At 36.4% G+C, this 23229-nt stretch carries 19 protein-coding genes; 17 read left to right on the top strand and 2 right to left on the bottom strand.

The window, feature by feature from the left end; all coding sequences use genetic code 11:
- Positions 1–40 precede the first annotated feature (40 nt).
- From ACFQ0R_RS03220 to ACFQ0R_RS03155, 14 genes are all read left to right on the top strand, one after another.
- Positions 41–994 carry a glycosyltransferase gene (locus tag ACFQ0R_RS03220; RefSeq protein WP_379656934.1) on the top strand — a complete coding sequence of 318 codons (954 nt, stop codon included), beginning with the start codon at positions 41–43 and terminating at the stop codon, positions 992–994.
- A 65-nt stretch (positions 995–1059) separates the two neighbouring features.
- On the top strand, positions 1060–1569 hold the full coding sequence (locus tag ACFQ0R_RS03215) for an acyltransferase (RefSeq protein ID WP_379656933.1): 510 nt from the start codon (positions 1060–1062) through the stop codon (positions 1567–1569).
- Positions 1566–2606 (top strand): glycosyltransferase, encoded by a 1041-nt coding sequence (locus tag ACFQ0R_RS03210; protein WP_379656932.1) that lies wholly within the window; start codon positions 1566–1568, stop codon positions 2604–2606. Before ACFQ0R_RS03215 ends, ACFQ0R_RS03210 begins: the two co-directional genes overlap by 4 nt.
- The gene (locus ACFQ0R_RS03205; protein WP_379656931.1) at positions 2521–3765 is read left to right on the top strand and encodes an O-antigen ligase family protein; all 1245 of its coding nucleotides are present in this window, start codon (positions 2521–2523) and stop codon (positions 3763–3765) included. The genes ACFQ0R_RS03210 and ACFQ0R_RS03205 overlap by 86 nt, the downstream gene beginning before the upstream one ends.
- Positions 3766–3835: 70 nt before the next feature.
- A complete protein-coding gene (locus ACFQ0R_RS03200; RefSeq protein ID WP_379656930.1) occupies positions 3836–4753 on the top strand; it encodes a glycosyltransferase in 918 nt (305 codons plus the stop codon).
- A 7-nt stretch (positions 4754–4760) separates the two neighbouring features.
- Complete coding sequence (locus tag ACFQ0R_RS03195) at positions 4761–5771, top strand: polysaccharide biosynthesis protein (RefSeq protein WP_379656929.1); 1011 nt, start codon at positions 4761–4763, stop codon at positions 5769–5771.
- A 209-nt stretch (positions 5772–5980) separates the two neighbouring features.
- Positions 5981–7126, top strand: coding sequence for a capsular polysaccharide biosynthesis protein CapF (locus ACFQ0R_RS03190; protein ID WP_379656928.1), 1146 nt, complete (start codon positions 5981–5983; stop codon positions 7124–7126).
- Between the two features lie 15 nt (positions 7127–7141).
- Complete coding sequence (locus ACFQ0R_RS03185; RefSeq protein ID WP_379656927.1) at positions 7142–7558, top strand: sugar epimerase; 417 nt, start codon at positions 7142–7144, stop codon at positions 7556–7558.
- Positions 7559–7565: 7 nt separating this feature from the next.
- Complete coding sequence (gene wecB, locus ACFQ0R_RS03180) at positions 7566–8720, top strand: non-hydrolyzing UDP-N-acetylglucosamine 2-epimerase (protein ID WP_379656926.1); 1155 nt, start codon at positions 7566–7568, stop codon at positions 8718–8720.
- 3 nt (positions 8721–8723) lie between these two features.
- Entirely contained in the window at positions 8724–9923 is a 1200-nt protein-coding gene (locus ACFQ0R_RS03175) for a glycosyltransferase family 4 protein (RefSeq protein WP_379656925.1), read from the top strand.
- Positions 9916–10521 (top strand): sugar transferase, encoded by a 606-nt coding sequence (locus tag ACFQ0R_RS03170; protein ID WP_379656924.1) that lies wholly within the window; start codon positions 9916–9918, stop codon positions 10519–10521. Before ACFQ0R_RS03175 ends, ACFQ0R_RS03170 begins: the two co-directional genes overlap by 8 nt.
- Before the next feature lie 271 nt (positions 10522–10792).
- A complete protein-coding gene (locus tag ACFQ0R_RS03165; RefSeq protein WP_379656923.1) occupies positions 10793–11428 on the top strand; it encodes an acetyltransferase in 636 nt (211 codons plus the stop codon).
- Between the two features lie 1373 nt (positions 11429–12801).
- Positions 12802–14088, top strand: coding sequence for an OmpA family protein (locus ACFQ0R_RS03160; protein WP_379656922.1), 1287 nt, complete (start codon positions 12802–12804; stop codon positions 14086–14088).
- A 683-nt stretch (positions 14089–14771) separates the two neighbouring features.
- Positions 14772–17039 (top strand): inorganic phosphate transporter, encoded by a 2268-nt coding sequence (locus tag ACFQ0R_RS03155; RefSeq protein ID WP_379656921.1) that lies wholly within the window; start codon positions 14772–14774, stop codon positions 17037–17039.
- 95 nt (positions 17040–17134) lie between these two features.
- Here the strand turns inward: ACFQ0R_RS03155 and ACFQ0R_RS03150 are convergent, their stop codons facing one another.
- Positions 17135–17323: a four helix bundle protein gene (locus ACFQ0R_RS03150; protein WP_379656920.1), complete on the bottom strand. Its 189-nt coding sequence runs from the start codon at positions 17321–17323 to the stop codon at positions 17135–17137.
- Between the two features lie 16 nt (positions 17324–17339).
- Positions 17340–17483 carry a four helix bundle protein gene (locus ACFQ0R_RS03145; protein WP_379656919.1) on the bottom strand — a complete coding sequence of 48 codons (144 nt, stop codon included), beginning with the start codon at positions 17481–17483 and terminating at the stop codon, positions 17340–17342.
- A 625-nt stretch (positions 17484–18108) separates the two neighbouring features.
- Here ACFQ0R_RS03145 and ACFQ0R_RS03140 point away from each other — a divergent pair.
- The 3 genes from ACFQ0R_RS03140 (at position 18109) to secA (ending at position 23157) form a co-directional block, all read left to right on the top strand.
- On the top strand, positions 18109–18669 hold the full coding sequence (locus ACFQ0R_RS03140; RefSeq protein WP_379657439.1) for a cob(I)yrinic acid a,c-diamide adenosyltransferase: 561 nt from the start codon (positions 18109–18111) through the stop codon (positions 18667–18669).
- A gap of 814 nt (positions 18670–19483) precedes the next feature.
- Positions 19484–19705, top strand: coding sequence for a DUF2795 domain-containing protein (locus tag ACFQ0R_RS03135; protein WP_003441576.1), 222 nt, complete (start codon positions 19484–19486; stop codon positions 19703–19705).
- A gap of 92 nt (positions 19706–19797) precedes the next feature.
- The gene (gene secA / locus ACFQ0R_RS03130; protein ID WP_379656918.1) at positions 19798–23157 is read left to right on the top strand and encodes a preprotein translocase subunit SecA; all 3360 of its coding nucleotides are present in this window, start codon (positions 19798–19800) and stop codon (positions 23155–23157) included.
- The last annotated feature ends 72 nt before the right edge of the window (positions 23158–23229 follow it).

Below are 23229 nucleotides of genomic sequence, written 5' to 3'. Positions count from 1 at the left end.
ATACAGATTTTGCCCAATTACCATTTTTTCTTTTTTTCCAATGAAATTATCTATAATCATCCCTGTTTATAATACAGCCCCATTTTTAAAAAAATGCATAGAAAGTTGCATTGATCAAAATATTTCCAACAATGACTATGAAATAATTTTAATCAATGATGGAACTACTGATAATAGCCATGATATTTGTGAATCATATAAAAATGCTTACAGTAATATACATTATCTGATTCAAGAAAACAGCGGCCAAAGTGTAGCAAGAAATAATGGGGTTGATAAAGCTGTGGGCAATTATATTTGGTTTGTTGATTCAGATGACTGGGTTGAAAGTAATTGTCTTAGTTCAATATTAAATATGTGTGAAACAAACACTCTGGATATTTTAAGAATTGGATTTAAGAAAATTAATGATGAATATACAGATATTGCAAAAACTGAATTAGAACCCAAAACCCTAATCATTGCCAATAATAGAGAAATACTTAAAACTGATTTTGTTTTTGGACCGCCTCTGCATATCTTCAGAAGGGCTTTTTTGACAGATAACAGATTGTCATTTTATCCGAATATTTTTCATGAGGATAATGAGTTTACTCCTAAGGCATTGTACTATGCTAAGAGAATAGGTATTACGGAAACAATATATTATTATTATTATACAAGAATGGGTTCAACTACAAAAAGTGTAAATCCAAAGAAATGCTTTGACCTATTAATAGTATGTCATAACCTTATGGTATTGTCCGAGGAAGTAGAAGATGATATTAAACCTTATATAAATAATGTGATAAGTACATCATTTAATAGTCTTTTGTCTTATTCACGGGAAATAGATCCTTTGTCCAAAGTAAAGCTTAAGCGACAGATAGCATTAAATACTGATATATTTGACCACATGAAAAAATCAAAAAAAATCAAATTTAAAATCGAAGGTTTAATATTTTCATTATTCCCTAATAATGTTTTAAAGATATACGAATTAGTTAAAAGATAGTTTTTGTTAGACAATCTTCGAGAATTGACATACAAATTAAAAATCATTACTGTAAAATTTAAATAATGAAAATATTACTTCGGTATCTTAATAAATATATTTTCTTTTTATTGCCGGAAACAAGATGTTTCTCGTTAAAAAGGTTCATGTATAGGCTACAGGGGTATTATATAGGTTCGAACACCCAAATTTGTTCCTCAGCTAGAATATATGGGTCCGGTGATATAGTAATTGGTGATAATGTTTGGATAGGACCTGAAGTTATGATTGTATCGTCATCATTTATTAAAATTGAAAATAATGTCGATATCGCTCCTAGGGTTTATATTGGTACAGGATCTCATATTGTCGGAGATAAAGAGGAAAGAATGGCAGGTACTGGTATTGTCAAAAATGTTTTAATAAAAAAAGGCAGTTGGATTGGCTCTAATGTAATAATAATGCCTGGTGTGACTATAGAAGAAATGACAGTCGTTGGTGCTGGTGCAGTTGTAACTAAAAACTTTCAAGCATTTAGTATATTAGCAGGCGTCCCTGCAAAAATTATCAAAAGTTCAAAGAAAGTTTCAAAATGAAAGCCGTTTTTTTAATCATAGATTATGTACCTCATCAGGTATTATCAATAAAAACATTGATAGAAAGAAACAGTGCAGAAATTTTAGCCTTTCATGTGGGCAGGTTTAATATTAGCACTCCCAAGCATTTACCAGACTTTTCTACATCTCTTTACACTGAGAAACCAAAAGACCAGATCTTATCCGATATTATTCATTTTAATCCCGATGTTGTAGTTACTGCCGGCTGGATGATCCCGGAGTATAATTGGCTTTGCAAAAGGTTGAAGAAATCAAGTACAATCCCTATTGTAGCGATGACAGATACACCTTGGTATGGTAGTGTCAAACAGAAAATAAATGTCCATCTAAGTCTATTTTATATCAAAAGCGCGTTCACCCATCTTTGGGTTGCAGGCATAAGACAATATGATTATGCCAGAAAATTGGGTTTTACCAATAATCAGATAATTTTTAATTCCCTTTCAGCAGATACGAGAATTTTTCATCAAGTGGATATTATGTCTAAAGTAGTCAACTACCCCAAAAACTTCCTATATATTGGAAGATACACAGAGGTGAAGGGCTTAAGGAACTTAATGAATGCGTGGTCTTCCATAAAGGATAAAAAGGGGTGGACCTTTACACTTATCGGAGAAGGAGAGATGAAAGAAGAATTAGAGTCTACTGAAAATTTTATTGTGAAAGAGTTTATGACACAAGATAGATTATTGGAAGAAATGAAGTTAACAGGCTGTTTTGTTTTGCCTTCTTTAAAGGAGCCTTGGGCTTTGGTTATTCATGAAGCGGCAGCAGCAGGATTGCCTATCATTTGCACTGAAACCTGTGGCGCAGCACCACATTTTGTTATTAACTATTATAATGGATTTAGAATTCAAGATAATTCTATTGAAGACTTGAAAGACAAGTTAGAACTTATCATTCATACGGATGAAAATGTTCTGCTGGAATATGGAAAAAGAAGCCGAAAGTTATCGCACACCATCAATCCGGAAATTCAGATGGCCAGTTTATTGCAGCTCATCAATGGAAACTAAAAGGACTAAGATATTACAGTTTCTAGTTTTTTCTTTATTTCTAGTGGCTCCTTTTATTATGGCTTATGAGGATGTTGAAAAGGCAAGATTAATTTCAGCCCGTATTTTACCAACGTTTATTTCGACGTTTACTGGTTTATACAGATGGGCAGCTTTAGGTTTTTTGACTGTTTTAAGTATCTATTATTTAGGCAGAATAAGAAATTATAGAATCACAACACCGGTTGTTTTTATATCTACATTTTATTTCATGCAATTTCTTTATGCTTTAGTTGATGGTGAAGACTATGTGAGATTTTTTCTCATGACAGTATTTAGTTTGTTAATACCTCCAGTGATTGGTTTAGCTATAAAAAATGACAAAAAAATTATTAAATATTTTATTTTTTGTATATTTTTCTTTCTCATTATTTCTATTTTCCTGAATGGTCACTTAGTTTTAATTGGGCAAAGATTTCTTGGATTTTTAAATAACCCTAATACATACGGAATTTCAACAGTTTTTTGGTTGATTATACTTTTACTGGCAAATTATTTTCAGGTCATTAATAAAAAACTATTCACTTTCATTTTAATAGGTTTATTTTTTACAATGCTTTTTACTGGTTCGCGTAATGCTATTGCTGGGATGTCGCTAATACTTATCATCAAATATTATAACCAACTTAATAAAATGCTTGTAGGAGTTTTTTTGTTATTATCAGTATTCTTAGTAATTTCTCAATTTATAGATTTGTCATTTTTGACCAGTCGCTTTGAAAACATATTTCAAGCAGCATCTGATTCAGGTCGTTTAGATATATGGGAGCGTGCTTATTATGCAATCAATCAGAACTTTTGGTGGGGTAATGGAATGGACGCAAATTTACAAATTGCAAATACTGGCAATATGCATAATTCGTATATCCGGTTTGTTTTAAATATGGGTATAATTTTTACTATTTTTACCTTATTAATGTACCTATTTTCTATTATATCAACATATACTAAGAGAAGTAAAGTGCCTTTAATTTTAACGGGTTTTTTACTAGTTTTCGCCGTAGCAAATATTGGAGAGGATTTCTTTGTTGGGCTTGGTTCTTCTGTTTTCATTTATTTACTATTCATTTACGGTTTTATAAACTATTTCATTACCAGACAAAATGATACTTCTAGATAGTTTATACATCAACAATGGTGGAGGAAAAATTTTGCTCAACTATCTAATTGAAGAATTTGAAAGAAACCATTTGAAAGTACATTACCTTTTGGATGAGCGAATTAGAAATAATCATTCAAAAATAATCAATAATGAAGTTACTTATCTGAACCCAAGTTTACTTCAACGTCACAATTTTTATGTTAAGAATAGAACAAGTTTTTCAAAAGTACTTTGTTTCGGAAATTTGGCACCTTCTTTAAAATTAGATGTAGAAGTTTATACTTACTTTCATCAAAGAATATTTTTAAATGTACCTGAATCATTTTCAATAAAGCAAAGTTTTAATTTTAAACTGAAGAGTTATCTCTTTAGATACTTCCTTAGAAATACAAACTATATTTTATTGCAGACTGAAAGCGTTAAAGAAGAGCTTTTGAAAAAAATTAATCACATAAAATCTGATAAAGTTTTAGTTGTTCCTTTCTATCAAAATATGCAAAACCAAAACTTGAAAAAAATTAAAAATTCATTTTTATATGTGAGTAGCGGTTCTCCTCATAAGAATCATGATTTATTATTGAATGCTTTTAAGACATTTTATGATATTCATAAGAAAGGGGTTTTAACGGTTACTATAGATTCCATGCATACTAATTTATTTGAGAAAGTGAAAAATTTGATAAAAATGGGCTATCCTATTGTCAATATTGGACTTGTCTCTAGACAAGAATTGGCAAGTTATTATTCGCAAGCAGAATATATTATATATCCATCGTTATCTGAAAGTTTTGGTTTAGGTATTTTAGAAGGTTTAGATACAAATTGTAAAATTATAGGTTCGAATCTCCCCTATCTACACGCCGTTTGTGGACCTACTATGTCTTTCAATCCATATTCTGTTTCTGAAATTGCAGATTGTTTTGCAATAGCAATAAATAATAATATGAAAAAGACAAGACAAAAAGTATTTAACGAAATAGATAGTCTCATTTCATTGTTAAAATAAGACAATTATGAAAATCAAAAATAAAACCCTTCTGATTACCGGTGGAACTGGTTCTTTTGGGAATGCGGTTCTTAAACGCTTTCTGCATACCGATCATTTTTCTGAAATCCGTATTTTTTCTAGAGATGAGAAAAAACAGGATGATATGCGAAAGCTGCTCAATAACGACAAATTAAAATTTTATATCGGCGATGTTAGGCAATACGATAGTCTGGAGCGTGCTACCAGAGATGTGGATTATGTGTTTCATGCAGCAGCGCTCAAGCAAGTCCCTTCCTGCGAATTTTTTCCTTTAGAGGCAACACGAACCAATGTCTTGGGAACTCAAAATTTAATTGATGCGGCAGCTTTTAATAAAGTGAAAAAAGTCATTTGTTTAAGTACAGACAAAGCGGCTTATCCTATTAATGCTATGGGGATTTCTAAAGCCCTGATGGAAAAAGTAGCTACAGCAGCTTCGAGAAATTTAAAAGAAACTACAGTTTGTTTAACACGTTATGGCAATGTCATGGCATCAAGAGGGTCTGTGATACCACTTTTTTTAGATCAGATCAAAGCCGGTAAGGCTTTAACCGTAACAGATCCTAAAATGACACGCTTCCTAATGTCTCTAGACGAGGCTGTAGAGCTGGTTCTATTTGCTTTCGAAAATGGTAATGCAGGTGATTTATTTGTGAATAAAGCTCCAGCTGGCAATATTGGTGACCTGGCCCAAGCCGTAAAAGAATTATGTCAGGCTGATAATGAGATTAAAATCATCGGCACAAGACATGGTGAAAAGCTCTATGAAACGCTTTGTACACGAGAAGAAATGATTAAAGCTGAAGATATGGGAGATTTTTATAGAATACCGGCAGACAATAGAAACCTAAATTACGAAAAGTATTTCTCTGAAGGTGAGGAAGCCATTTCAGCCATAGAAGACTATAATTCTCATAACACAGAACAGCAAGGTGTAGAAGGCATGAAAAAGTTGCTGAAAGAGCTGCCAATAGTACAGAAAATGATGCCTAAGTAAATCTATTTCACAAGCTTTTAAAGGTATTAACCATATTACTGTAAGATAATGTTTATTTATCTGGAAAGCGGTTAGATATAAAAAATATTTTTGTCTTTCAAAGTGCAGACTAAGGCATGAACAAAAGCGTCTCGACTGCGTTCGATGTGACACTTTCAGTTTAATTTAGGTTTCATATTAGACATGAAAAAAACATTAAAAATAATAAAATGAACATACTAATAACCGGCGCCAAAGGTTTTGTTGGTAAAAATCTGGTTGCAGAACTCAATAATATTAAAGAAGGAAAGGCAAAGCATCCATTGCTTTCTAAAGACCTGCGTATTTTTGAATATGACAGAGAAACCGAGCCTTCCTTATTAGATGACTATTGCAAAGATGCCGATTTTGTATTTCATTTAGCAGGGGTAAACAGACCTAAAGACTCCAAAGAATTTATGGAAGGAAACTACGGGTTTACGAGTGAATTGCTTGAGAATCTAAAGACATATAATAACACTTGTCCCATCATGATTTCATCATCCATACAGGCGGAGTTGAATAATCCGTATGGTGAATCCAAAAAAGCAGGAGAAGATTTGTTATTGAATTATTCTAAAGAAACTTGTGCAAAAGTATTTATTTACCGTTACCCCAATGTTTTTGGTAAATGGTGTCGTCCCAATTATAATAGCGCGGTAGCTACCTTTTGTTACAATGTAGCACATAATCTTCCTATTACAGTCAATGATCCAAATGTTAACATGACGCTGATTTACATAGATGATGTGGTTCAGGAATTGATAAACTGTCTAGTTGATAAAGCCAATAAAACCGGAGACTATTACAAAGTTGAAGTAGAACATCAGATTAAATTAGGTGAGATTGTTGAATTGATCCAATTTTTTAAGGATAGCCGTTCCACATTACAGGTTCCTGATTTATCTGATGCTTTCACAAAAAAGTTATATTCAACTTATTTAAGCTATTTGCCTAAAGATCAGTTTTCTTATCCCTTAAAAATGAATGTAGATGCTAGGGGTTCATTTACTGAGTTTATTAAATCTCCGGACAGAGGTCAGGTATCCGTTAATATTTCTAAACCAGGAATTACAAAAGGAAATCACTGGCATCATACAAAAAATGAAAAGTTTCTGGTGGTGTCCGGGTCTGGGGTCATACGCTTTAGAAAGGTAGATGAACCCTCAGAAGTCATTGAATATTTTGTTTCAGGTGAAAAACTGGAAGTAGTGGATATTCCCGTAGGATACACACATAATATTGAAAATTTAGGGGATACAGACATGGTAACGGTGATGTGGGTCAATGAAATATTCGACCCTGAGCAACCGGATACGTATTTTGAAACAGTATAAAACTATTATAGTAAGATGCAGCCAAAACTAATTAAAGGAGGTCATCATGGGGATAAACGGGGTGAAATTCACTATAATAATGAATTTGACGCCTCCGATATCAAGCGAATTTATACTATTGAAAATGTAGATACTAGTCTGATAAGAGCCTGGCAGGGACATTCCATTGAAAAAAGATGGTTTACAGCTACTCAGGGTGCATTCCAAATAAAACTTATACAAATTGATAACTGGGAAAAACCGGATCCGGCATCTAAGCCATTACTATTTGAATTAAATAATGGGAGCTTAGACGTCTTATCTGTACCTCCAGGATTTGTCAGTAGTATTCAGGCACTTGAGAAAGACTCAAAGTTATTGGTCATGTCAGATTATTTACTGGGTAAAATTAGTGATGAACACAGGTTTGACAAAAATTATTTTACAAGTTAATTAAGTTATGAAAAAATTAAAAGTGATTACGGTTGTTGGGACACGACCTGAAATTATTAGGCTTTCGAGAGTATTAACTGCCCTGGACAAATCTTCTGCAATTGAGCATATTCTGGTGCATACCGGTCAGAATTACGACTACGAATTGAACGAAGTTTTTTTTGAAGATTTAGGCATACGTAAACCCGATCATTTTCTTAATGCAGCAGGATCTAATGCCACCACCACTGCCGGACAAATACTAATAAATATTGACCCTGTTTTGGAAAAAGAACACCCAGATGCCTTTTTAGTCTTAGGCGACACCAATTCCTGTTTATGTGCCATTGCTGCCAAAAAGAGAAAGATACCCATATTTCATATGGAGGCAGGGAACCGATGTTTTGACCAGCGTGTGCCTGAAGAAACCAACCGTAAAATTGTCGACCATACGGCTGATATCAATTTAACTTACTCAGATATTGCCAGAGAATATTTATTGCGAGAAGGACTTTCTGCCGACCGTATCATCAAGACGGGTTCACCCATGTATGAGGTTTTACATCACTATCTGCCTCAGATACTAGCTTCAAAGGTTCTGGGTAAACTAAAACTTGAGGAAAGGAAGTATTTTGTCGTCTCTGCACACCGCGAAGAAAACATTACCAACGATAAAAATTTCTTTGGTCTCTTAAAATCTTTAAATCAAATTGCAGTTCGTTATGCTTACCCTATCATCGTTTCTACTCACCCACGCACACGTAAACGCTTAGAAGAATTAAATAACACGCCATCATCTATCACGCTACACCCATTAATCCAATGGCAAAAACCTTTAGGTTTTCACGATTACAATGCTTTGCAAATGAAATCATTTGCCGTTTTATCAGACTCGGGAACCATTTCAGAGGAATCTTCTATTCTGAATTTCAGAGCTTTAAATATAAGGCAGGCCCACGAGCGTCCGGAAGCTATGGAAGAAGCTGCCGTAATGATGGTAGGTCTGTCTCCAGAAAGAATCATGCAGGGTTTAGTAGAAGTTCAAAACCAAAACTTGACAGATGATCGAAACTTCAGAGAAGTATCAGATTACAGTATGCCCAATGTTTCAGATAAAGTATTAAGGATTATATTAAGTTATACCGATTATATTAAGCGAGTGGTTTGGAGTGAAAGTATTTAATTTATGAAGATTTTATTTTTAACAATGGTTCAAATTACATCTCTTAATGATAGGGGGATTTACCAAGATTTAATAAATGAGCTTATTGATCGTGGTCATAAAATTAGTGTCGTTTCTCCATTAGAAAGGCGTTTAAATAAACCTACCGCTTTTAAAAAAGAGTCTAAATTTAACATGCTGAATGTAAAGACTTTAAATTTGACAAAATCTTCTATTATAGAAAAAGGAGTAGGTCAAATGATGGTTGAAAGTCAGTATTTGCGAGCTATAAAAAAACATTTTAGAGGAATACAATTTGACTTAGTGTTATATTCAACACCGCCTATTACTTTTACAAACCTTATTAAATACATTAAAAAGCGAGATAATGCTTATGCATATCTTTTATTAAAGGACATTTTTCCTCAAAATGCTGTTGATATGGGTTTTATAAAGAGCAAAAGCCTATTGCACAAATATTTTGAAAAGAAAGAGAAACGGCTATATAAGCTATCAGACAAAATTGGCTGCATGTCCAATGCTAATAAGGCATATATTTTAAAACATAACCCAGAAATTAACGCGTCTATAGTAGAAGTTAATCCAAATTCCATTAAACCAGTGTTCATTGATTATTCTGAATCTGAAAAAAAAGCAATTCGTAAAAAATATAATATTCCATTAGATAAAATAGTTTTTGTGTATGGCGGGAATTTAGGTGTTCCTCAGGGCATTGATTTTTTAATTGAAACCATTTCAAATTTACAAGAGTCAGAAGCTTACTTTCTAATTGTAGGTTCTGGGACACAGTATCATAAACTCAAAACATGGTTTAGTAAAAATAATCCTAAACAAGCAACTTTGCTCTCTGGTCTACCGAAAGATGAATATGACAAACTTGTGGCAGCTTGTGATATAGGAATGATTTTTTTAGATAATCGATTCACCATTCCTAACTTTCCTTCACGTTTATTATCCTATTTAGAAATGAAAAAACCAGTACTTGCTGCAACAGATATAAATACTGATATTGGAAAGACGATTGAAGAAGCAAAGTGTGGATTTTGGATAGAAGCTGGAAACTTGGAAGGCATTCAGCAAAATATAAAAAAGATGTGCAATGAAGACTTGAATGCTATGGGTGAAAAGTGTTGGGAGTTGTTAGAAAGAGATTTTTTAGTGCAATATAGCTGTCAACTCATTGAAGATAAGGTGAATGTATGAATCAATCCTAAAACCTTTTCTCGACTTTCTTGCTGCGCTCCTTGGGTTGCTTTTACTAAGTCCGATTTTTATCATCGTGACACTTTTGTTAGCCATTGCCAACGCTGGTAAACCCTTCTTTTTTCAAAAACGCCCAGGTCAATATGAGCATACTTTTAGGATCATCAAGTTCAAGACGATGAATGATAAAAGAGGTGAGGATGGACAATTGCTGCCAGACTCAGATCGGCTTACCGCTGTTGGTAAGTTTGTACGTAAAACCTCTTTGGATGAAGTGCCACAATTGATCAATGTGCTGAAAGGCGATATGAGCTTAGTCGGACCACGGCCTTTACTGCCCGAATATCTGCCACTTTATGATGAAGAGCAAAAAAAACGACACCAGGTGAAACCAGGCATCACCGGCTGGGCACAGGTCAATGGCAGAAACGCCTTATCCTGGAAGGGGAAATTTGAAAAAGACGTGGAATACGTCCGTAACCAAAGCTTTGTTTTGGATGTAAAAATTCTATTTTTAACCCTGAAGAAAGTGGTGAAGTCAGAAGGTATAAACCAAGGGGGCCAGGCCACCGCTCAGAAATTTGAAGGGAATGACTAAGCAGGATATTTCTAATTAAGTAAAAAAAGTAAACTATTTTTTAATATGGCCTTAGAAAAGAATACGTGAAAATTGAAGTGAAAGCCTCGTAAAATTTTAGACTGTTTGAAGCTTTTTAAAGCTGAGTTTCTAAAATTTAGAGGCTAAACGATAATTTTAGTAGAATTTTCTACAGCCTAGACTTTTTTGATTCTTTTTTGGGCGATGCAAAAAAGAATAAGGACAATTAGTTCAATTACAAATTCGATATTAAAATGTTTAACCACAGTAGATGAATAGTAAAGAATCAAGAAAAATCAACTTATACGGAGCCAGCGGTCACGCCAAAGTTATACTGGATATCATTTCTACTCTAGATGATGTGGAGGTGGCTTACATATTTGACGATGATACTTCGGTTACAACTTTATTAGATCGTGAGGTCTTGTCACCTTCAGTGCATCAGGATAAATTAAATGAGTATCCATTAATCATTAGTGTTGGCAGCAACCTTCTGCGAGAGCAACTAGTGAACCAATTGGCTTCAAGCTCATTTTCTAAAGCTTTAGTACACAGTTCTGCACAAATTTCAAAAGAAACCGACATTTTGGAAGGAAGTGTAGTCATGCCTTTGGCGGTTATAAACGCTTCTACTAAAATTGGAACACATGGCATAATAAATTCTGGGGCCGTTGTAGAACACGATTGTAGGATTGGTGATTTTGTACATATTTCTCCAAAAGCCTGTATTTGTGGAGGGGTGAGTATTGGAAACGGAACGCATATAGGTGCAGGGGCTACGGTGCTTCCTAATGTGAAAATTAGCAGCAATTGCATCATTGGAGCAGGAGCAGTAATTTTAAAAGATGTACCAGATGGAGCTAAGGTTGTAGGTAATCCTGCAAAACCTATCAAGTTCCATTTATAAATCAACTAGTTGTCATCATGTCCCGAAGCCTTGGGATCAGGATCTTTATCTATAAACCCAATAGCTTGTAGATTTTCATCATACCCATACAGAAACCTCGTCTGACCCTATAACATCAAACCACCTCTCGATACTTTTTCATTCCGTTTTACTCCATGAAAACACTCGAGGAGACATACGTCATTTCTATGCAAGTAACCTGAAAACCGTAGGTTGAACGTCCTGCCTCATGCAGATGTAACGAAGCCTCGCTATCCGATTATACCATTACACGATTACACAAATTTACGGTCAACAGAAAACTGAAAACAGATAACGACTAAATCATTACACAACTACTCCATGAACTTCCCTGATTAAAGTTTAATAACGGTCAACTTTAATCAGGGAAGTTCATCCTCTAACATCAAACCACCTCTCGATACTTTTTCATTCCGCTTTACTCCATGAAAACACTCGAGGAGACATACGTCATTTCTATGCAAGTAACCTAAAAACCGGTGGCAGAGTGAACGCTTTAAGCGGATGTATCGAAGCCACACTGAAAACGGATCATAGAATCCGACTTACTAAAAATTAATAGAAACCAAAGTAAAAATATATGTCAGGTTGAGTGGATTTCACTTTTTTTTAAAAAAGTGGAATTTGTATCGAAACCTCCTCAGATCCTCTAACATCAAACCACCTCTCGATACTTTTTCATTCCGTTTTACTCCATGAAAACACTCGAGGAGACATACGTTATTACATGTTTAAGACTAAATTTCACATAAAATACAATAGTAAATATCTAATTAGTAGAAAGCCGACTGATTTCCAGAAATACCTGTGGCTTTCGCGGAAGTGCGTTACGAAGTAACAGGCATGAAGCGGAGAAGACATCAGGGGTTTTGCGAAGAGTAACGGAGCAAAAATTTCCTTAAATCAGGCTTGACTTTTTGGTTCGTTTTTTGTCAAGAAAAAATGAACAGAAGCAATTATTTTATCTCAATCTATTAGGCTGAACCTACCTCCCAAGTTACGCAGGTTAGCTCAATAACAAACTAAAACCGGAGGTTGAGTGTCCGCCTCAGGCGGATGTATCGAAGCCCCGCTATCAGATTATACCATTACGCGATTACACAAATTTACGGTCAACAGAAAACTGACAACGGACAACTGACAACTGAAAACCGATAACAACTACACGATAAAACATCCCCCCCTTTTTAAGGTTAGAGGAAAGAAATAAGCAATTAATATATACTTGTGACAAATTAAAAACAACAACTAAATAAATTACAGAAAATACTCCACAATCCTTAAAAAATCCAATTAATTCTACATTTAATTCAAAACGAACACTTTATATTTGCTTCAATAAAATCAAGATTATGAAAAAAATTACATTATTGACTCTTATCCTGGCGGCTTTTTCATACAGTAGCTATGCCCAGGAAGCACTATCTCAAAATTATAACAAGTTCTCTATAGATTTTGGCTTGGGAGTGGCGAAAGCATCGACTCCGGTGTCAGAAAATATTCCTTTTCATACTGAGATGGAGGATTTAGCCTTTGAATTGGGAGCGCGATACATGTTCAATGATAAGTTTGGTCTTAAGTTGAGCGGACTTTATTTTGAAAGTACAAACTCAATTGAAAGCGGACCAGAAAGAAATGTTGAAATATTTCGCGGGAACCTGGAAGGAGTAGCTAATTTGGGGAACATTCTTGGATTTAGAGAATTCACGCAACGTTTCAACCTGTTATTCCATGCAGGTGCTGGTATAACCAATATTGGCTTACCTGCCAATGCTTCAGCAGCAAACCAAAGTGAAACCAATTTGAATTTTATGGGGGGGATTACACCACAAATCAGATTATCAGATCGGTTTACATTAAATTTAGATCTTTCAGTAATTGGAACATTAGACCAGGATTTAACTTTAGATGGTTTCAACAATGGTCAGACACGTAACTTTGATGGGATGATAGCTACTGCAACTGCAGGGCTTTCAATCTATCTTGGTAAGCACGATAAGCATGCAGACTGGGTGGACAACTCACCAAAGAAATTGTTTGGAGACCGTGTAGCTGAGCTGGAAAGCCAGATTGCTAAAATCGAACGTGATTTACAGGACACAGACAAGGATGGGGTTGCAGACTACCTGGATAGAGAACCAAACACAACTTCTGGTGTGGCGGTAAATACTAAAGGGGAATCTATAGATGTAAACCAAAACGGAATTCCTGATGAGCTTGAAAGTTCGTTAGAGAAAATGTATGTGACCAAAGAGTTCGCTAAAGAAACTTACTATGCTGGTGGTGTAGAAGGAGTGAAGCCTGATGCTAACGATAACTTAATCAATGTATATTTTAGATTTGACAGCACACAGCCAGAATATTACTCTCTGGATGCGATCAACCAAATTGTGAAATACATGAGAGCGCACCCTGAAGCAGAAGCTGTTTTAACTGGATATGCAGATCAGATTGGTAATACAGAATACAACAGAACATTGTCAGAAAATCGTGCTAAGAAAGTATATGACATCGTCATCGCTTCAGGTATTGAAGAATCACGCTTAAGCTACAGAGGTGGAGGTGTTGATGACTCAGTAGATAAAAATTCTGAAGAAGCAAGACAAATCGTAAGACGAGTCTCTTTCGAATTGAAATAAATGTTATTTTTTAAAAAAATTATTAAAACTCCGAAAGAGTCATCTTTCGGAGTTTTTTATGGAATAGGTTAATTTGGCAATAAGCGTAATAAGACATCAGACTTAATGCAGAATAGAGGACGTAAGTTGCAGGACACAAACAGGGTAATTTATAATTGTGAATTGAAAATTTTTAATTCTGAAAAACTCATCTCTCAGAAACCCATTAACTCAAAAACTATTTTTCCCAACACCTAAAACCTAATTGCTAGAAAAGAGATTCTTCACTCCGCTACACTGCGTTCCGCGCCTAAGGCGGGCGGGCAGAATGACAGAAAACCTTTGACCCTTGCCCAGTCTTTGTTCTATTTTATTTTCTCCTTGTTCTTATCATTTCAAATTTTTATTTTCGACTCACGACTCACGACTCACGACTCACGACTCACGACTCACGACTCACGACTATACGACAAACCACCTCTCGATACTTTTTCATTCCGTTTTACTACATGAAAACACTCGAGGAGACATAAGAAAGCCCTAAGACTTCTCGACTATTCGAATAAACGAATAAACGAATAAACGATTACTCGAAAAACTGTCAACAGATGACTGACAACAGAAGACTATCTTAATCATTTCATAACAATAGACCCTTCTGAAGACCATTAGAATGTATCATTTTTGCGGTTGATTTTTTCTGGATGGAAACGCTTTACATTTCCCTTATTGTTCTTCTGTTTTTACTTGCCATAGCCGACCTGGTTGTGGGAGTGAGTAATGATGCTGTGAACTTTCTGAACTCGGCGATAGGATCCAAAGCGGTGCCTATGCGTACAATTCTCATTGTAGCGGGACTAGGAGTGTTGGTCGGTGCCGTATTTTCATCGGGTTTAATGGAAGTAGCTCGAAAGGGCATTTTCAACCCGGAGATGTTCTTTTTCGATGAAATTATCATCATATTTTTAGCCGTACTGATCACCGATATTCTTCTTCTCGATTTCTTTAATTCCATCGGAATTCCAACGTCAACCACAGTTTCTGTTGTCTTTGAATTGCTGGGGGCTGCAGTCGTAATATCTCTGTTGAAGCTTTATGAAAGGGGAGAAGGCTTTGGAGGTTTGGAGCAATTCATCAACGTTGAAAAAGCTTCAGAAATCAGTTTTGGTATTTTGATTTCGGTGTTTATAGCCTTTGGAGTCGGGGCGGTTGTTCAGTTCATTTCAAGACTGATCTTCTCCTTCGATTACCACAAAAAATTAAAATATATAGGTGGTTTATACGGGGGTGTGTCTCTTTCAGCCATTACTTATTTTATCCTTTTAAAAGGAACCAACTCGATTACCTTTTTAGATCAAAATGTAGTAGAACAAGTTTTAGAAAACAAGCTCTGGATCATAGGTTTTAGCTTCTTGTTCTGGACAGTGATTTCTCAGATGCTGATTCAGGTCTTTCGTTTTCATATCTTAAAAGTCATTGTGGTATTAGGAACATTTGCATTGGCTTTAGCATTCGCAGGAAATGATCTGGTTAACTTTATTGGAGTGAGTATTGCTGCTTGGCAGTCATTTATATTGTGGCAGGAGGCTTTTTTAGCGTCTGGCGTACTGCCTTCGCAATTCCTGATGGACGGGTTATCGGGGGAGGTGCAAACCCCGGCCTATTTACTGGTCATTGCTGGAGCGATTATGGTCGTAACCCTTTGGTTTTCTAGTAAGGCGCAATACGTGGTTCAGACGGGAGTGAATCTTGGCAGACAGGGTGAAGGGCAGGAGCGCTTCAAGCCCAATGCCTTGTCAAGAACTGTAGTGAGGTATTCCGTTTTTGTGGGTCAGACGTTTTCACAGGTCTTGTCAGATCCTGTTCAGGATAAAATTAATAATAGATTTAGTTATCCGGAAAAGGCTTTTAGCTACAAAAAAGGAGTTGCTAAGCCAGCTTTCGATTTGTTGAGGGCTTCGGTAAATTTAGTCCTGGCAAGTATATTGATTTCGCTAGCCACAAGTTATACCTTGCCTTTATCAACGACCTATGTTACCTTTATGGTGGCGATGGGAACTTCCTTTGGGGACAGAGCATGGGGAAGAGAAAGCGCAGTGTACCGTGTAGCTGGGGTGTTCAATGTGATAGGAAGCTGGATTGCTACGGCAGCAATTGCGTTTACTGCTGCTGGATTGCTATCGCTTATCATTTGGTTTGGATCCTATTATGCGATTGCCGTACTGCTTATTCTGGCGTTGTTTTCTATTGTGAGGAGTGCGATCCGCCATTCTAAGCGAGTCAAATACGAGCGTGATCATAAGAAATTCAATAAAACGGATATCATTACCATTAATGAAATTACTAAAGAATCTTCGGAAAATATTGTAAAGATCATTTCGGGGGTCAACGATTTGTTGCTTGATGTGGTCAATAACCTGGGGTATCATGATTTAAGCCGTTTGAAGAAGAGTTTAAAAACTCAGGAAGAACTGGAGCTGATCATTGATGAACTGAAGGATAATATTTTCTATTACATCAAGTCTTTGGAAGACACCAATGTGGAAGCTTCAAAATTCTATGTACTGACTTTGGATTATCTGCAGGATATGGTGCAGTCCCTGGCTTACATTACCAGAAGCAGCCACACCCATGTGAGTAATAATCATAAAAATCTGAAGTTTAGTCAGATACGGGATCTGAAAAGCGTTCAGCGGGATCTGGATGAGGTGTATAATGAATTGGTGAAAGCCTTTCAGTCTTCAGAATTTGACAGCATTCAGACGTTGATTACCGATGAAAAAAGAGTGTTGGATAAAATATCTGACTTACTTCAAAAGCAAATTGATAGAATACGGGACACCGAAAACAGTCCAAAGAATTCAAAACTTTACTTCGGAATTCTGCTTGAGACCAAGAACCTAACCAAAACTTCCATTGCCTTACTGGAGTTGTTCAAGGAATACTACGAAGAAGCACGGCAGGAGTTTTAAATTAGTTGACTGTTCACAGTTGTCTGTTTTTTGTTCAGTTTTGATATTGTGAACTAGTATACCAGTCAACCAGTTGACTAGCTCTTGTTCTTCTTCTAAAAATAACGAATCAAATTGATAAGTTGCTTACCTAAATTTTTATTTTTCGCTTCGAGACTTTCAAAAGGTTCTTGATTTACAAAGCCTAGGTTTTTTGAAATAATAAGCTGTGTTTCTATTTCTGTATTACTCCCTAACGCGATATATAAAAACCTTATTTTTTTCTTTGATTCCTTTTCTCGCAAAGCCTTCTGAAATATTTTATGGTACAGAGATAGCAGCTCTTCTTATCTGACTTGTTAGCCCATATTGTTCTGTTTTCGGAAACTCATTAGTCTCTTTATAAAGTTCTGTAACAAAACCAATTGACTCCTTCCAAACCTCCAAATCTTTGTGTGTTTTCATAGTTCTACGTTTAAATTTGAAATAAAAAATACATTAAACTTGTGTACTTATTCTGGAAAATTTAATTTTTGACCAGTTGACCAGTTGACCAGTTGACCAGTTGACCAGTTGACGTGTATTTGTGTAATGGAATAATAGTATAGTAGTGGGAAATTAAAAGTAAATGACAATTAGAGAAAAACGGCCTACTAAAAAAACATTGAAAACCAAGGAAGCAGAAGTGGCTAAGAGATAAAAATCTGTTTGAAACCGGCGATAGGCGGTTGAGTTATTTTTTATCTGTGGCTGGGGGTTCCGTAGGGATTTCTTATGTTTTTTTAGTCAGCCTAGCGTTTTTTGGTTCTTTTTTGGGCAATGCAAAAAAGAATGAAAACATTAATTTAAATTGAAGGTATTAAAGTATAAGAAAAAACTAAGTCTATCGAATAATAAAAGATCTCCTGCCTCTCCAAGGCAAACACAGGCAGACTCGTCGAAGCAAAAAAAGGTCAACCCTATTGAGAATTCTACACTCTAAAAACAAACAACCGAAAACAAAAAGCTTCAAACGAGTCCTTCGGTTCTCAATTTGCCTCATAGTTCTCCACTCATTCAGATATCATTATATTTGAATAAAAAAGACCTTATGAAAATATATACCAAAACAGGCGATAAAGGCACCACCTCTTTATTTGGAGGGAAGCGTGTAGCAAAACATAACATAAGAATTGACAGCTACGGAACTGTAGATGAATTAAACGCTAATTTAGGTTTGGTACGAGATCAGGATCTGGATAAAGAGTCTAAATCGGGACTGATTAAGATTCAGGAAAAACTGTTTACTGTGGGAGCCATTTTAGCTTCAGATCCGGGCAAGGCATCAAACGCATCGAAAGTTCCACAACTTGACAAAGAAGACATTGAGTTTCTCGAACAGGAGATTGACAGAATGAACGAAGACCTGCCGGAAATGACACATTTTGTATTACCAGGCGGACATACAGCCGTGTCGCATTGCCACGTCGCAAGAACAGTATGCAGACGAGCAGAACGCATTTGCGCGGCGCTGTTCAATTTAGAACCTTTTGATGAAAAAGTTTTACAGTATTTAAACCGGCTTTCGGATTACCTGTTTGTGCTGGCCAGGAGCATCGCCAAACAAAAAAATGCGGACGAAGTCAAATGGATTCCCGATACTAGTAAGTAGTTGTGAGTTTCTAAAAATTTGAAATAACAAATTTGAATTTTGAAATAAAGAGGAAAGGAGTAGTTGTGAGTTTCTGAGTTGTGAGTTTCCAAAAATTTGAAACAACAAATTTGAATTTTGAAATGAAGAGAAGAGGAGTAGTGGCGAGTTTTTGAGTTGGTGAGTTGAAGTCTTAATAAACCTCCGCTCTTGCGCCATTGTGTCGCGCTGTAAGTAGTTGTGAGTCTTTGAGTTGTGAATTTCCAAAAATTTGAAATAATAAATTTGAATTTTGAAATATAGAGAAGAGGAGTAACGGTGAGTTTTTGAGTTGGTGAGTCTTGGAGTTTGTGAGTGATGAGTGAAGTCTTAATACATCTCCGCTCTTGCGCGATTGCATCGCGCTGAAACACCTCCTAGAAACACCTCAGCTCTTGCGAGATTGCATCGCGCTAGCCGTAAGTTTCCAAAAATTTGAATTTTGAAATAAAGAGGAGAGGAGTAGTGATGAGTCTTGGAGTTGGTGAGTGGTGAATGGAAGTCTTAAAACACCTCCGCTCTTGCGCGATTGCACCGCGCTAGCCAGAAACACCGAAAGGTCTTTGCTCTTTTCTCTTCTCACTTCAATTTTTCCATTTTCTAAGGCTTCAGACCTAAACCTTATACCTTAATTCCTTCACTTGGTCATCAAAATTTAAAATCTCAAATGACGAATTCAAATTTTGAAATATTTTGAAATCAGAGGCTTAGCGAAAATTTAAGGCTAAATAATCCTCAAAAATGTTGGCTATTATGCTAAAAAAATTACATTTGCAAAAATTAAAATATCCTTACAATGTATTGGACTTTAGAACTTGCTTCCTACCTAAGTGATGCGCCTTGGCCAGCAACCAAAGACGAATTGATAGATTACGCGATACGAACTGGTGCACCACTTGAGGTTGTAGAAAACCTGCAATCCATAGAAGATGAAGGTGATACTTACGACTCTATAGAGGAAATCTGGCCAGATTACCCAACAGACGATGATTATTTATGGAATGAAGACGAATATTAACTTCTTTTCTCTTACTAAAATCACACAAAAAGTCTCGTAAAGAGACTTTTTTTTTTCGTTACCTTTGAATCACTAAATTAATAAAGCCACTTATGGGTGTTTTAGATTCCGTATTAAAAGTATTTGTAGGCGATAAGACCAAGAAGGATCTTAAAGCCATTACTCCAATTGTAAACCAAATCAAAAGCTTCGAAAGTCAGTTTGAAGCTCAAAGCATAGATGAACTTCGTGGAAATACAGTCCGTTTTAAAGCTAAAATTAAAGAAGCAACAGCAGATCTTCAAACTCAGATTGATGAACTGAAGGAAGAAGCTGAAAACGAAAAAGACATCGATGTCAAAGAGAATTTCTATACTGAAATTGATGAGCTAAACGACCTGGTTTATAAAACGACAGAAGATGTTCTAAATGATATTCTTCCTGAAGCTTTTGCAACTGTAAAAGAAACAGCTAAACGGTTTTTCCATAACACGACTCTTGAAGTTTCTGCTACAGAATTTGACAGAACACTTTCTGCAGATAAAGATTATGTAACCCTCGACGGTGACAAAGCAATATGGAACAACTCATGGGATGCTGCTGGTAAACCTGTAACCTGGGATATGATTCATTACGATGTCCAGCTCATTGGTGGTATTGCGATGCATCAGGGTAAGATCGCAGAAATGCAGACGGGTGAGGGGAAAACCCTTGTCGCTACCTTGCCAATGTACTTAAACGCCCTGAGTGGACAAGGAGTGCATTTGGTAACGGTAAACGATTACTTAGCCAAACGTGATAGTGCATGGATGGCGCCTATTTTTGAGTTTCACGGCCTAAGTGTGGATTGTGTAGATTACTACAAGCCTAACTCTGCAGCCAGAAGAAAAGCTTACAATTCAGATATCATTTACGGTACCAATAATGAATTTGGGTTTGATTACTTACGTGACAACATGAGCCACTCACCAGAAGATCTGGTGCAACGTCCACATCACTTTGCTATAGTGGATGAGGTCGATTCTGTGTTGATTGATGATGCTAGAACACCACTTATTATTTCTGGTCCTGTGCCTAAAGGCGATGTCCACGAATTTGAAAACCTAAAACCTCAAATTGCTAAAATCGTTGAAGTGCAGCGTAAGCATTTAACCGGTGTTTTGGCTGAGGCCAAAAAACTTATTAGAGATGGCGATACCAAAGAAGGTGGCTTCCAGTTGCTGAGAGTTTATAGAGGTTTGCCAAAAAATAAAGCACTGATTAAGTTCCTGAGTGAAGAGGGTGTGAAGCAATTGCTTCAAAAAACGGAGAACTATTACATGCAGGATAACAATAGGGAAATGCATAAGGTCGATGCCGAATTGTATTTTACTATTGAAGAAAAAAGCAATCAGATCGACTTAACCGATAAAGGTATCGATTACCTTTCTGGAGAAGATAACAAAGACTTTTTCGTTATGCCTGAAATTGGTATGGAAATCGCCCAAATTGAAAAACAAGGCCTTTCTAAAGAAGAAGAAGCAGATAAAAAAGAAGAATTATACAGAGATTTTAGCGTCAAGAGTGAACGTATTCATACGTTGAGACAACTTCTAAAAGCTTACACGTTGTTTGAAAAGGACACCGAATATGTGGTCATGGACAATAAAGTTAAAATTGTCGATGAGCAGACGGGTCGTATCATGGATGGTCGTCGTTATTCTGACGGACTTCACCAGGCGATTGAGGCTAAGGAAAACGTAAAGATTGAAGACGCTACTCAGACGTTTGCAACCGTCACGCTTCAGAATTACTTCAGAATGTACAACAAGCTGGCTGGTATGACTGGTACAGCGATGACGGAAGCCGGTGAATTCTTGGAAATCTATAAGTTGGATGTGATGGAAATTCCAACCAACAAACCGATTGCCAGAGACGATAAGCAAGACAAGGTTTATAAAACCAAAAGAGAAAAATACAATGCCATCATCGAGGAGGTGGCTCAGCTTTCAGCTCAGGGAAGACCGATTTTAATTGGTACAACCTCTGTTGAAATTTCAGAATTGCTGAGTAGAATGCTGAAGTTACGTTCGGTTCCTCACAATGTTTTGAACGCCAAATTACACAAACGTGAAGCAGATATTGTGGCTGAAGCTGGTAAAGGTGGCATCGTGACTATCGCCACTAACATGGCAGGTCGTGGTACAGATATTAAGCTGTCCAAAGAAGTGAAAGAAGCGGGTGGTTTGGCTATTATTGGTACAGAACGTCACGATTCCAGACGTGTGGACAGACAGTTAAGAGGTCGTGCTGGTCGTCAGGGAGATCCGGGAAGTTCTCAGTTCTATGTGTCTCTGGAAGACAACCTGATGCGTCTGTTTGGTAGTGAAAAAATAGCCAAACTGATGGATAGAATGGGACTTGAGGAAGGTGAAGTGATACAGCATTCCATGATTTCTAAATCCATCGAGCGTGCTCAGAAAAAAGTGGAGGAAAATAACTTCGGAATTAGAAAGCGTTTGCTTGAATATGACGATGTCATGAATGCACAGCGGGAGGTAATTTATAAGCGTCGTTACAATGCTTTATATGGTGAGCGATTGAGAATTGATATTGCCAATATGATATTTGATACGGCTGAAGTGATTACTGCTTCCAATAACGCCACCAACGATTTTGAGAATTTTGAATTTGAATTGATTCGCTTCTTCTCCATGAATTCTCCTGTCACCAAAGCTGAATTTGAAAAGCAGCCTGTTCAAAAAACAGCGGGGAAAGTTTATAAGGAAGCTTACGAGAACTATCAAAATAAAATGATTAACAATGCTGAAGAAGCATTCCCTGTCATTAAGAAAGTTTACGAAAAGCAAGGCGAGAAGTTTGAACGTATTGCTGTTCCTTTTACGGATGGACAGAAAACACTTCAGGTGGTGACCAACTTGAAGAAGGCTTATGAAAGTGAAGGTAAAGAATTGATTACCGATTTCGAAAAGAACATTTCTCTAGCCATCATTGATGAAGCATGGAAAAACCACCTTCGTAAGATGGATGAATTGAAGCAAAGTGTACAGCTGGCAGTTCATGAGCAAAAAGACCCCTTATTGATTTATAAATTTGAAGCTTTTGAATTGTTCAAAGTGATGATTGAAGAGGTGAACAAGGATGTGATTTCGTTCTTATTTAAAGGGGAATTACCTCAGCGTGAGCCCGAGCAAATTACAGAAGCTCAGCAAAGCAGACCTAAAGAGCAACTCGAAACGACCAAAGAGGAAATCCAAAACCTTGATGAGCGTGCAGCTCAGTCAAGACAGGCGGGAGCGCAGGCAAGCCAGCAGCAGCAAGTAGTTGAAACAGTAGTAAGAGAACAGCCGAAGATTGGTAGAAACGATAAAGTAACTATCAAGCATGTAGGTTCCGGCGAAGAAAAAACGTTGAAATATAAACAGGCAATTCCTTTAATTGACAAAGGAGAATGGGTATTGATGAACCATTGATCTCAATTTCATCTTTTGGAAGTCTTAAGGTGTTATGTTAAAGTAATTAATCATACATGTTTAGCTTCGAGA

Origin of the sequence: Psychroflexus salinarum, from assembly GCF_042677225.1 — a bacterium.
Taxonomy (GTDB): domain Bacteria; phylum Bacteroidota; class Bacteroidia; order Flavobacteriales; family Flavobacteriaceae; genus Psychroflexus; species Psychroflexus salinarum.
This window is presented reverse-complemented; position numbering and strand designations above follow the sequence as displayed.

Bases quoted from the DNA above. Each gene is read 5' to 3' on its own strand.
- ACFQ0R_RS03220 (WP_379656934.1), top strand. From the start codon at position 41: ATGAAATTATCTATAATCATCCCTGTTTATAATACAGCCCCATTTTTA.
- ACFQ0R_RS03215 (WP_379656933.1), top strand. From the start codon at position 1,060: ATGAAAATATTACTTCGGTATCTTAATAAATATATTTTCTTTTTATTG.
- ACFQ0R_RS03210 (WP_379656932.1), top strand. From the start codon at position 1,566: ATGAAAGCCGTTTTTTTAATCATAGATTATGTACCTCATCAGGTATTA.
- ACFQ0R_RS03205 (WP_379656931.1), top strand. From the start codon at position 2,521: ATGGAAAAAGAAGCCGAAAGTTATCGCACACCATCAATCCGGAAATTC.
- ACFQ0R_RS03195 (WP_379656929.1), top strand. From the start codon at position 4,761: ATGAAAATCAAAAATAAAACCCTTCTGATTACCGGTGGAACTGGTTCT.
- ACFQ0R_RS03190 (WP_379656928.1), top strand. From the start codon at position 5,981: ATGAACATACTAATAACCGGCGCCAAAGGTTTTGTTGGTAAAAATCTG.
- ACFQ0R_RS03185 (WP_379656927.1), top strand. From the start codon at position 7,142: ATGCAGCCAAAACTAATTAAAGGAGGTCATCATGGGGATAAACGGGGT.
- wecB (WP_379656926.1), top strand. From the start codon at position 7,566: ATGAAAAAATTAAAAGTGATTACGGTTGTTGGGACACGACCTGAAATT.
- ACFQ0R_RS03175 (WP_379656925.1), top strand. From the start codon at position 8,724: ATGAAGATTTTATTTTTAACAATGGTTCAAATTACATCTCTTAATGAT.
- ACFQ0R_RS03170 (WP_379656924.1), top strand. From the start codon at position 9,916: ATGTATGAATCAATCCTAAAACCTTTTCTCGACTTTCTTGCTGCGCTC.
- ACFQ0R_RS03165 (WP_379656923.1), top strand. From the start codon at position 10,793: ATGAATAGTAAAGAATCAAGAAAAATCAACTTATACGGAGCCAGCGGT.
- ACFQ0R_RS03160 (WP_379656922.1), top strand. From the start codon at position 12,802: ATGAAAAAAATTACATTATTGACTCTTATCCTGGCGGCTTTTTCATAC.
- ACFQ0R_RS03155 (WP_379656921.1), top strand. From the start codon at position 14,772: ATGGAAACGCTTTACATTTCCCTTATTGTTCTTCTGTTTTTACTTGCC.
- ACFQ0R_RS03145 (WP_379656919.1), bottom strand. From the start codon at position 17,483: ATGAAAACACACAAAGATTTGGAGGTTTGGAAGGAGTCAATTGGTTTT.
- ACFQ0R_RS03140 (WP_379657439.1), top strand. From the start codon at position 18,109: ATGAAAATATATACCAAAACAGGCGATAAAGGCACCACCTCTTTATTT.
- ACFQ0R_RS03135 (WP_003441576.1), top strand. From the start codon at position 19,484: ATGTATTGGACTTTAGAACTTGCTTCCTACCTAAGTGATGCGCCTTGG.
- secA (WP_379656918.1), top strand. From the start codon at position 19,798: ATGGGTGTTTTAGATTCCGTATTAAAAGTATTTGTAGGCGATAAGACC.